General features: G+C 64.7%; 2 protein-coding genes. One reads left to right on the forward strand and one right to left on the reverse strand.

Annotated features, from left to right (window positions below; genetic code table 11):
• Nucleotides 1-332 (reverse strand): SDR family NAD(P)-dependent oxidoreductase (locus EN925_RS34120; RefSeq protein WP_128337278.1); only part of this gene is annotated, 332 nt, incomplete at its 3' end.
• 269 nt (nt 333-601) lie between these two features.
• Between EN925_RS34120 and EN925_RS34125 the strand changes: the two genes are divergently transcribed.
• On the forward strand, nt 602-1855 hold the full coding sequence (locus EN925_RS34125) for a sarcosine oxidase subunit beta (RefSeq protein WP_063168974.1): 1254 nt from the start codon (nt 602-604) through the stop codon (nt 1853-1855).
• The last annotated feature ends 41 nt before the right edge of the window (nt 1856-1896 follow it).

Consider the following 1896-nt stretch of genomic DNA (forward strand, 5'->3'; position numbering starts at 1 on the left):
GTCTCGCGCCAGCCTTCCAGCGGCAGTTCGGCTATCGGTCCCATCAGGCCGACAGCGCCGGCATTGTTGAAGGCGATGTCGAGCCCGCCGAATTTTTCGACCGCCAGATCGACAAGGGCCTTTGCGTAGGCTTCGTCGCGGACATCGCCGGCAAGCGCGATGGCGATGCCATCGGCATCCGCGATTTCGGCGACAAGCGCGTCGAGCTCGGCCTGGCGGCGGGCGGCGACGATGGCCTTGGCGCCTTCCTCCGCGAAGAGTTTTGCCGTGGCGCGGCCGATGCCGGAACTGGCGCCGGTGACGATGGCGATCTTGTTTGCGAGTGCGAACATTTTTGCATCCTTTTCTTCGCGCCGGCTTGACCGGCAGTTGGGATGCTTGGTCGCAGATCGAGGCCAGGCGAGCCACCCGATACCCGCCAAGATGCTGGAAAGCGCCGACGCGCCGGATGCGTCTTTTTCACCACGGCGCAAAACGGCAAGCGCCGTCGCAAACAGCGCAAGGGTGGAAGCGCTGTTTCGCTAGTGATACACCTCGCGCGCCGGGACCGACTGAACGCCGGCCGCCATTCGCGAAGCCTTTTTGGGGCGAGGTTGGGACGTTGAAGAAATATTCGGTATTCGCCATCGCCCGTGAAGCCATGCGCGGCCACAAGGGCTGGGAAGAACAGTGGTCCTCGCCTGAGCCCAGGAAAGAATACGACGTCATCATCGTCGGCGCCGGCGGCCATGGCCTGGCCACCGCCTATTACCTCGCCACGGTTCACGGCATCACCAATGTCGCGGTGCTGGAAAGGGGCTGGCTCGGCGGCGGCAACACAGGCCGCAACACCACCATCATCCGCTCCAACTATCTCTATGACGAGAGCGCCGGCATCTACGACCATGCACTGAAGCTGTGGGATGGGCTGAGCCAGGAGCTCAACTACAACGTCATGTATTCGGCGCGCGGCGTCATGATGCTCGCGCACAATGTGCACGACGTGCAGGTGCTGAAGCGCCACGTGCACGCCAACCGGCTGAACGGTATCGACAATGAGTGGCTGACGCCGGAGCAGGCGAAGGAATTCTGCCCGCCGCTCAACACCTCCAGGGATGCGCGCTATCCGGTGGTCGGTGCGGCGCTGCAGCGGCGCGGCGGCACGGCGCGCCACGATGCGGTTGCCTGGGGCTATGCGCGCGGCGCCTCGGCGCGCGGCGTCCATATCATTCAGAATTGCGAGGTCACCGGGGTCAAGCGGGCGGCCAATGGCGCGGTTTTGGGCGTCGACACGACGCGCGGCTTCATCGGTGCCAAGAAGGTCGGCGTCGTTGCCGCCGGCCATTCCTCAGTGATCATGAACATGGCCGGCGTGCGCATGCCGCTGGAGAGTTATCCATTGCAGGCGCTGGTGTCGGAACCGGTCAAGCCGGTGGTGCCCTGCGTGGTCATGTCGAACACGGTGCACGCCTATATCTCGCAGTCCGACAAGGGCGAGCTGGTGATCGGCGCCGGCACCGACCAGTATGTCTCCTATTCGCAGACCGGCGGCCTGCACATATTGCAGCACACGCTGGACGCCATCTGCGAGATGTTCCCGATCTTCACGCGCATGAAGATGCTGCGCTCGTGGGGCGGCATCGTCGACGTCACGCCCGACCGCTCGCCGATCCTGGCCAAGACGCCGGTGCCCGGGCTTTATGTCAATTGTGGCTGGGGCACGGGCGGCTTCAAGGCGACGCCGGGCTCGGGCCATGTCTTTGCCCACACCATCGCCAAAGACGATCCGCATCCGATCAATGCGCCCTTCACCATCGAGCGCTTCCGCACCGGCCGGCTCATCGACGAGGCGGCGGCGGCGGCGGTGGCGCACTGATGATGGCTGGGATGGCTGTCGCGATGCCGCTGATTCTGGCG

Source organism: Mesorhizobium sp. M7A.F.Ca.US.006.04.2.1 (assembly GCF_004022915.1).
GTDB classification, from domain to species: domain Bacteria; phylum Pseudomonadota; class Alphaproteobacteria; order Rhizobiales; family Rhizobiaceae; genus Mesorhizobium; species Mesorhizobium ciceri.